The following is an 8,724-nucleotide window of genomic DNA, read 5'->3' on the forward strand; positions in this document are numbered from 1 at the left end:
ATTCTAACGAGAAACAAAAAATCTGTCATCAGTAATAGATAAAATCTATTACCAACAACAGATATTGTAGAACCAAAATACTTCTATACTAAATGTTAGATTGTGCACAATTTATATACCAGAAGTCGGTATTCTCACTATTTTAATGGAGGACTCTAATGGACAAAAATGAGCTAAAAAATCACTTAACCCCTGAACAATATGCCGTGACACAAGAAAAGGGAACTGAAGCCCCATTTTCCGGTCAATATGACGATTTCTACCAAGATGGCATCTACGTTGACATTGTCAGCGGAGAACCTTTATTTTCATCTACAGATAAGTATGATTCGGGATGTGGTTGGCCTTCCTTCACAAAACCAATCGATGAGTCAACTGTGAAGCGCCATTTAGATACATCGCACGGCATGATTCGCGAAGAAGTTACCAGTAAGGATGCCAATTCTCATCTTGGACATGTTTTTCCTGACGGCCCGAAAGAAGCCGGTGGCCAACGTTTTTGCATTAATTCTGCTGCATTAAAGTTTATTCCGGTTGAAAAACTTGTAGAATCAGGATATGGTAAATATACGACATTATTTAAATGAGGTGAAATTCATGGAAGATACAGCGATTTTTGCTGGTGGTTGCTTCTGGTGTATGGTAAAACCATTTGACACCATGCCTGGAATCAACAAGGTCATTTCAGGTTATACAGGTGGTCATGTGCCTAACCCAACTTATGAGCAGGTCAGCAGTCATACCACCGGCCATACTGAGGCGGTTAAGATCATTTTCGATCCTGAAAAAATTAGTTACAAACAATTAGTTGATATTTATTGGCACCAGACGGATCCAACCGATGCAATGGGTCAGTTTCAAGATCGAGGTGACAATTATCGCCCAGTGATTTTTGTTAAAGATGATGAACAGCGACAGATCGCTGAAGCATCTAAAAAAGCGTTGGCAGAAAGTAATCAATTTGATGACCCAATCGTGACCCAAATAGAAGATGCGAAACCATTTTATCCGGCAGAAGATGAGCACCAACAGTTTTACAAAAAGAATCCGTTACGCTTTCAAATGGAAGAAATGGGTGGACGTGAGAAGTTTATTAAACAGAATTGGCAAAAGTAATGGTTTGAGACAGCTAACCACCACACTTGACGTGATTGGTTGGCTGCTTTTTACATAAATCTCGAAGATCCAATGAACAATCAAGCATCATCTGAAAGGCGGTATTATCCATGATTACCTGGTCCCCAAAACAAATTCAAGCATTTCAAAAGACTTTACTTGATTGGTGTGACCATCACAAACGAGATCTCCCTTGGCGCAAAGATCATGATCCTTATCATGTCTGGATATCAGAAATCATGCTTCAGCAAACTCAAGTTCAGACGGTCATTCCTTATTATTTGAATTTCATGAAGCAATTTCCAACTATCCAGTCGCTGGCAAACGCCGATACACCAAAGTTAATGAAAGCATGGGAAGGCTTGGGATATTACAGTCGTGCCAGAAATTTGCAAAGAGCGGCCCACCAGCTTGTGGATGATTATCAGGGAAAGTGGCCAACAACTGTTGGTGAGCTTCAAGAATTAAGTGGAATTGGTCCATACACGGCTGGCGCAATTGCTAGTATTGCATTTAACCAGCCGGTTGCCGCTGTGGATGGAAATGCATTTCGTGTTTTTGCTCGGCTATTAGAAATTGACGATGATATTGCAAAACCGCAAACCCGAAAAATCTTTGAAAAGATCATTAACCAAATCATTTCCAAAGATCGACCTGGTGATTTTAATCAGGCAATCATGGACTTAGGCGCAGGTTACATGACGGCAACGAACTATGATACGAGTCAATCACCGGTCAAAGCGTTCAACCAGGCTTACCTAGATGGGGTTGAATCTCAATATCCTGTTAAGACGAAGAAAAAAAGACCAATCCCAGTCAATTACTTTGGATTGGTGATTCATTCCGCAAAGGGTTACTTATTTGAACAACGACCAGCTAAAGGAATCTTAGCGGGCTTTTGGATGTTTCCACTAATTAACCAACAGGAATTAATAAATGATCAACCCAGTTCAAAGCAGGTCTTAACCCAACGGTTGCAGGACAAACTTGCGGCAGATTACCAACTTCAGGTCCGTTTATCAGAAATTGATCATCAGCTGGTTAGTCACACATTTACGCATCAAAAGTGGCAGATCACGTTGCTATCAGGTGAGTTACCAGCAGATTCCGACCTGAGTTTTTTCCCCGGCAAATGGATTCCAACTACGGACTTTGAAACGATGACTTTTTCCAAGGTACAATCAAAAATGTGGTTGAAGTACGAAAGATCAGTCAAAACTCCTTAGAAACGTTCGAGCATCACCTTGTTAATGATCTCGATGCAATTCATCAAGGGCAGCTTTTTGCTTGGTATCAATAATGTGCGTATAAAGCCCGGTTGCCTTTGTTGACGTTTGGCCCAGTTGAGTTGCAACCAAGTGCTCATTGTTTGTTTCAAGATAAAGCTTAGATGCTAATGTATGTCTTAATTTATGGGGAGTGATTCTCACATGGTTAAATGCCTGAGAGTACTTTGCAACTAATAACTCGATCGTGGCTGTGGAAATCCGACGCGGATGGTGCTCCCCCTTTGTAAGAAAGAGGGCAGGGGTGGCCTTTGTTGCGAGATAACGATTAGTGCGAATCGATAAATATGGCTCAATATAAGGTAACACCCAGTCTGCAATTGGCACGGCATCTCGTTTGCCGCCTTTACGAATAACTGAAATAATTGCTTTCTTTAAGTTTAGATCACTCAGATTTGAATTTGTTAATTCTGATACTCGAATACCGGTTCCCAACATTAAGGCATTGATCGCCACATCACGTTCACGGTCGCGTTCATACATCTTCAACAGCCGTTTGCCGCGGAGTTGTTTGGGATAGCGATTCTGAATGAAATCCAAATAATCAACATCCGCGTTGCCAAGCATCAACTTGTCTTTAATATTATGGGCACGAGTCTGGTATGTTTCACTATCTGGTATTAAAGCAATCTTTTTCATGACATTTCTGTAAAAATAAGGCTCACCATTCTCATTTTCTGATTCCTCCGTTAAGTAGCGAAAAAGGGCACTCAGCGCATTTAGAGAGCGGTTAATTGTCTGATGAGAAAGTGTTCCCTGAGGTTTGTTAGCACTTTGTTTGCCACGATTCAGCAAAAATGCCTTATAAAGCTCCATATCTTGTTTTGAAAGATGTTCTAACTCAGTAAGAGAAATGTTATTAATGGCAGAAGCGTCCGTAATATTAGTATCAATCATCCAAGTAAAAAATCGCTTAAACTCATTGAGATATTGATAGAGGGTAGCTGGTGACAGTGGAACGGTGGACTTTTCAAGATAGTAATCCTGAACGTAAGATGGCATTAGTTGACTGAGTTGTTCGTTATTGGAAATATAATTTTCTTTTTTCATGTAAAATCACCTTAAAATAAGCATTAATTAATTCGAAATATGGTTAGAAATTAAGAGGTACCTACTTTTGTTGAGATAGATAACTTAATAAAATATTGGTTTTATTAAGTTATATTTTACCATATAATTGTTTTCACATCCTTAAAAAACGAGAGGAAATTAGTGACAGTCCAGGGTAATTTTCTGACACAATTCGGTGTGAAATAAGCGTATTTTCCGTTAACCTATTTTAAAATAGCTTAGCTCAGAAAACCATCAAGCGAGGCGTATTTACACAACTCCTTAGAAATACCATATTAACGGTTTTGCGGAATGGATCAGAATTTGTAAGTGATTAAGTAATACAGAAGTCTTAATTTGAAGTAACAGGATATCGTAAAAAGCAGCACTATGAATCTTCAAAATAACTTTCTGAAGTATCCGGATATTGCCATACTAATAAAAATGGTAGCATTAAGCGCTCAAGGCTGTTAAACGGCATTTTACCAAATATCGTGTTAAGGAAACGTGTTGAGCGTCATGCTTTAACAATGAAGACAGATAATTGATCAACAAGTTTTTGTGAACTTTGCTGAGTCTGCAGCTGACTTTCTGCAAGTCTTAACAATTGAGAACGTGATGTTTAACCAGTTTAATGGAAAGACAGATATGATCAATAACTGCTAAGTAGAAATGAATGATTAGGCCTGTATCGACCATATTTTTTAAATTTAGCTACTTCGTATAATATATATTATGTAAAGTAAAAAAAGAAAAAAGCCCATCACACAATTTAAACGCTCACCTATTGCATAACTAGCTTCTTTTTTGCAACTTGAATTAACTCAATTTGTCTTTAAACAAATTAAACGTATCAATCAACTGCTTGGTTTCTTTCACGTCATGAACCCGAATGACACGACCGCCAAGTTGTATCATAAAGGATTCAAACAGCAACGTCGGAATTAAGCGATCAGATAATTCCAAGTCGAATAATCGCTTTGCAAAACTCTTTCTGGAAATGGCAACCATCACTGGCGTGTTAAAACTCGCAAACCGTTTTGTTGCTTTCATTTTGATGGTATCAAATTCTAATGTATTGTGATTAGAGAAACCGACACCTGGATCAATCACAATTTCCGACTTCCTCAGACCAACTTCTTGAAGTCGATCGATAGAATCTTGGAAAAAATCTGTCATTGTTGTTACCAAAGTATCCGGTTGCTCATCAAAGTTTCGACCATTGAACATGGTGACAACTGACGGATGATATTGCTGAACCAATTGGAGCTTTTTATTGGAATTAAAACCATCGATGTCATTAATGATCTGAATACCAGATTTTAATCCACGTTCGATTACTTCATCGGTATTTGAATCTAGTGCCAACACAATCTTAGGAAATTTTTGCTGAATGGCTGTCAAATAAGGTTCAATTCTCCCCCATTCTTCGTCTGCACTAATATCATCAAAATGTGGTTTGGAAGACTTGCCACCAAGTTCAAAAATCGAAGCGCCGTACCTGATCTCTGTTTCAATTCGATCCAATACCTTATCAACACTTGAATTTACCCCACCGTCATAAAAGGAATCCGGGGTTAAATTCAAAATGGAATAAATGATTGGCGATTTTGTCAGATTAAAGTCAAAGTTGTTGCCTGTAAAGTGATGATCAGCTTGTTTTGTCATGGGTGTTATCCTCCAAACTTTTGATGTAGGTTCTGATTGGGTTTAACAAATAAAAGGATCCAACAACTAAATCTAATGAGCCACTTTGGATTTTTGCAGCATTAATGGCATCAATTGGATCTTTAATCACTGGATATTTGATGTGCGTTGTGTTATAAAACGTTTGCCGTAATTGCTCGCCTGACAATTTTCTAGAATCATTAGCTGGTTCAGAGATAATGAAAGTGGCATGTTTGATCCTCGACAATTGATCGACTGAATCCTGATAATCCTTATCCTTTAAAAAACCAACAACGATGACTTTTTTTAAGCTTTCAAAATTTGTATTGACACTGTCGACGAATGATCTAATGCCGTCTAAATTATGCGCACCGTCAACAATCATCACTGGTGACTCATTGATCATTTCAAAACGACCTGGAATACTTATTTGGCTCAAGGAGTGTTCCAATATTTCGTCAATCGTTAAAGTTGTGTTAGCTGACTGGAAAAAATTAATCAACCAGGTTAAAACTGTTCGAAGATTTTCGAGTTGGTAATCAGCTATTAAGCCAAATTTAAATGTCCCAGCTAATTTTGTCGTCTGATAATCGATGATAAGTTGACTATTCAATTTTTGATATTTGACATTGACAAAGCGACCAGCATCAATCACTTTAGCACCTTTGGACCTGGCTTCTTCGCGAATAATCCGGTTAACAGCATCAGAATGTTGCGGCGCAATAATGGTCGTATTGCCAGGCCGAATGATCTTCGACTTGGTTGCAGTAATTTTTTCAATCGTACTACCCAAAATGCCAACGTGATCCAAACCAATTTCTGTAAAAATCGAGTATTGAGTTGTGGTGACGGCGTTGGTTGCATCTAATTCACCACCTAGGCCGCATTCAAGCACCACATAATCAACTGACTGGTTAGAAAAATACAGCATCGCAATGAGGAACAATGCTTCAAAATCGGACAACTCATCGTTTGCAAACTGCGGTGTAACCATCATATTTTTCACTAAACCAGTTAATCCAGCCAATTGGGATTGGCTAATTGATTGACTGTTAATTTGGATGCTATTTGTTTGATCACCAATGAAAGGACTGGTGAATAACCCTACCTTTTGACCCATAGTCTCCAAACAGGCGGCAATCATCATGGAGGTTGACCCTTTGCCATTAGTCCCACAAACGTGGATGATTGAAAAATCTTGATCCGGATTTCCAAGTTTCGTTAGGATTCGCTTCAGAAGCGTAATCCGATCACCTTGATCGTATAAAAAAGAAGCAAATTTTGTGTCTGCCATTTTAGTTTACCTCAATTGAGCTCAAAAATTCGTTTTGCAGTGGTGCGTTATCATCAAAATCACCATCAAACCGGACTGTTCTTGTTGTTGAGCCGGATTTCTTAACTCCCCGCATTTCAACACACATGTGGCGGGCATCAATCACGACTGCGACTCCTTTAGGTGACAGAATTTGATTCAGTTGATCAACAATATCATCCGTTACTTGTTCTTGCAATGTTAACTTGTGTGATACAAAATCAACTAGTCTGGGGATCTTACTCAGTCCAATAATGGTTCCGTTATTTGGAACGTAAGCCACATTAACGGTCCCAAAAAATGGCATCAGGTGATGCTCACACATTGAATAAAATGGAATGTGGTTCATGATCACCATTTTAGACTTGCCAGATTCTTCAGAATGGAACAATTTATAATCTGAAAAATCTTTCAATCCTACTGAAGAAAAGATTTCGCTATACATACGACTCACCCGATTAGGTGTCTCAACGAGCCCGTCACGTTGTGGATCGTCTCCAATTGCTGCCAGAATATCGGTAATTGCTTTTTCAATGGTATCTTGACTATTATCAGTATCTGGAACTTTGGTTAATCGTTGCTCTTGGGAATCAAGCTTTGAAATAGCTGTATTGATTTGTTCGTAGTACGGGAATGTCCGTTGGATTAATTGTTTAACTGGAACAAGCACAAATTTTCGGTTAAATGTTTCTGGGTGAGGAATCTGTAAATCGTCACTATTGATCACTTGGTTTCCATAAAAGATAATATCAATATCTAACGTCCGGGGTCCCCAATGAACTTTTCGTGTTCGCCGAAGACTCTTTTCAATGGTGTGAATCACACTTAATAATGATTCTGGATCAAGATTAGTGGTGATTTTCACCGCCGTATTAATAAACGATCGCTGAGAAACATTACCAACTGGTGATGTTTCATAGTAGCTTGCGACATCGTCAATGATAATTTGGGAATTATTGCCAAGCATTTGAATCGCGTTATTAATATAACGTTGCCGATTACCAATGTTACTTCCCAGACTTAAATAAACTTCTTCCATCATTAATCCTCCATTTCAATTTCAACACTGTCTAGGACGCCATCAATCGGCAGCCCAAGTTTTCTGATTCTAACAGTTGTTTTTCCGATTCGGGGATCCAATGTCTTAATTTGGATGATGATCATCTGAGCCAGAGTTTCGATTAGTTTAACGTGCTGATTGGTGACAATGGTTTGCACCTTTTGATAAAAGTCGCCGTAAGAAACAGTCGTTGCCAACTCATCGTGCTTGGGGTCCGCCTCAATTTGCGTAATCAAATCAATCTGAAGTGATTGCCCCACCACCTGCTCTTCTGGTAAAACACCAATATGTGAATGAAACGCCATATTATTTAACTTGATTGTGTACATTATTCGACTCCTTTTTTATAAATATCATAGGACAAAAAGACGGCCCACAAGTACAACGTTAAACGTGTACTGTGTGTCGTCACGGTAATCAATTTAAGAGGCGATTTTTAATCATCTCAAATGATTTCGAATTCATAATAAAGTATAAAATTGCGATTTGAATTGGAGTGATAATAACTTCCTTCAATGTTCTCATTGGTAGCAACCCGAAGAAAGGCGTTTTGTAAAGAACCGTTAGCCAAAATGTATTCAAGACCGCATTCACAAGGACAGCAATGATCAGCTGAGACACAATAACACGTTTCCAAGTGATTTCCTTGTTGTAGAAAAAGAAACCATAAATGGCCGCTCCCAAAATAGCAGAAACAGTGAAACCAGGAAAGTATGGACTGCCAGAAATAAGCGTCCCAATAATATCACCCAATGCTGCCGTCGTTGAAGACCACAATGGTCCATATAAGTAACTGGTGATTGCAACTACGATAAAGCCAAAGCTCAGTCTCATAAATTGGGTTCCAACCGTAAATCGACCCAATATCAGCGCAAGTGCCATTAAGACACCTAACACGACAACATCCAATGTTCTGAGCTTCCTAAAACCTAGTGATAATGACTTCATAATGCTGACATCTCCTCTAAAGGAGCTCACCACTATTTAGAATGTCTAAATAAGCTGGTGAATGCGGAAACAACACCGCAGTTAAAGAACAAGTCGAAGCTCTTTAGCTTTCGTTCGAAGTTCACATTCCGTTCCTTCGACACTTAACGCATTGAATCCTACCCCAATATTTAATTATGTAACTATTAAAGCTTATCATATTCAAATAAAAGGTTCTACAATATCTGTTGTTGGTAATAGATTTTATCTATTACTGATGACAGATTTTTTGTTTCTCGTTAGAA

Annotated in this window: 9 protein-coding genes and 1 riboswitch; of the genes, 3 read left to right on the plus strand and 6 right to left on the minus strand. The window is 38.6% G+C overall.

Annotated elements, in window-relative coordinates; all coding sequences use genetic code 11:
• Positions 1-158 precede the first annotated feature (158 nt).
• From msrB to mutY, 3 genes are all read left to right on the plus strand, one after another.
• The gene (msrB, locus tag QUF07_RS12410) at positions 159-587 is read left to right on the plus strand and encodes a peptide-methionine (R)-S-oxide reductase MsrB (RefSeq protein WP_289427670.1); all 429 of its coding nucleotides are present in this window, start codon (positions 159-161) and stop codon (positions 585-587) included.
• A 10-nt stretch (positions 588-597) separates the two neighbouring features.
• Positions 598-1,116 (plus strand): peptide-methionine (S)-S-oxide reductase MsrA, encoded by a 519-nt coding sequence (msrA, locus tag QUF07_RS12415; RefSeq protein ID WP_217162998.1) that lies wholly within the window; start codon positions 598-600, stop codon positions 1,114-1,116.
• 110 nt (positions 1,117-1,226) lie between these two features.
• Positions 1,227-2,342 carry an A/G-specific adenine glycosylase gene (mutY, locus tag QUF07_RS12420; protein ID WP_289427672.1) on the plus strand — a complete coding sequence of 372 codons (1,116 nt, stop codon included), beginning with the start codon at positions 1,227-1,229 and terminating at the stop codon, positions 2,340-2,342.
• Positions 2,343-2,363: 21 nt separating this feature from the next.
• Here mutY and xerS read toward each other — a convergent pair whose 3' ends face one another.
• The 6 genes from xerS to QUF07_RS12450 all read right to left on the minus strand — a co-directional run bounded on the left by xerS (position 2,364) and on the right by QUF07_RS12450 (position 8,440).
• Positions 2,364-3,452, minus strand: a complete 1,089-nt coding sequence (gene xerS, locus QUF07_RS12425) for a tyrosine recombinase XerS (protein ID WP_217341635.1) — start codon at positions 3,450-3,452, stop codon at positions 2,364-2,366.
• A gap of 819 nt (positions 3,453-4,271) precedes the next feature.
• The gene (gene folP / locus QUF07_RS12430) at positions 4,272-5,120 is read right to left on the minus strand and encodes a dihydropteroate synthase (protein ID WP_217341634.1); all 849 of its coding nucleotides are present in this window, start codon (positions 5,118-5,120) and stop codon (positions 4,272-4,274) included.
• Positions 5,104-6,414 (minus strand): bifunctional folylpolyglutamate synthase/dihydrofolate synthase, encoded by a 1,311-nt coding sequence (locus QUF07_RS12435; protein ID WP_217162990.1) that lies wholly within the window; start codon positions 6,412-6,414, stop codon positions 5,104-5,106. The genes folP and QUF07_RS12435 overlap by 17 nt, the downstream gene beginning before the upstream one ends.
• 1 nt (position 6,415) lies before the next feature.
• On the minus strand, positions 6,416-7,474 hold the full coding sequence (folE, locus tag QUF07_RS12440) for a GTP cyclohydrolase I FolE (RefSeq protein ID WP_217162989.1): 1,059 nt from the start codon (positions 7,472-7,474) through the stop codon (positions 6,416-6,418).
• Positions 7,474-7,821 carry a dihydroneopterin aldolase gene (folB, locus tag QUF07_RS12445; RefSeq protein ID WP_217162986.1) on the minus strand — a complete coding sequence of 116 codons (348 nt, stop codon included), beginning with the start codon at positions 7,819-7,821 and terminating at the stop codon, positions 7,474-7,476. Before folB ends, folE begins: the two co-directional genes overlap by 1 nt.
• 88 nt (positions 7,822-7,909) lie before the next feature.
• The gene (locus QUF07_RS12450; protein ID WP_217162985.1) at positions 7,910-8,440 is read right to left on the minus strand and encodes a folate family ECF transporter S component; all 531 of its coding nucleotides are present in this window, start codon (positions 8,438-8,440) and stop codon (positions 7,910-7,912) included.
• A 53-nt stretch (positions 8,441-8,493) separates the two neighbouring features.
• Positions 8,494-8,608: riboswitch (THF riboswitch) on the minus strand.
• Positions 8,609-8,724 lie beyond the last annotated feature (116 nt).

Origin of the sequence: Lentilactobacillus sp. TOM.63 (genome assembly GCF_030361045.1) — a bacterium.
GTDB classification, from domain to species: Bacteria; Bacillota; Bacilli; order Lactobacillales; family Lactobacillaceae; genus Lentilactobacillus; species Lentilactobacillus dabitei.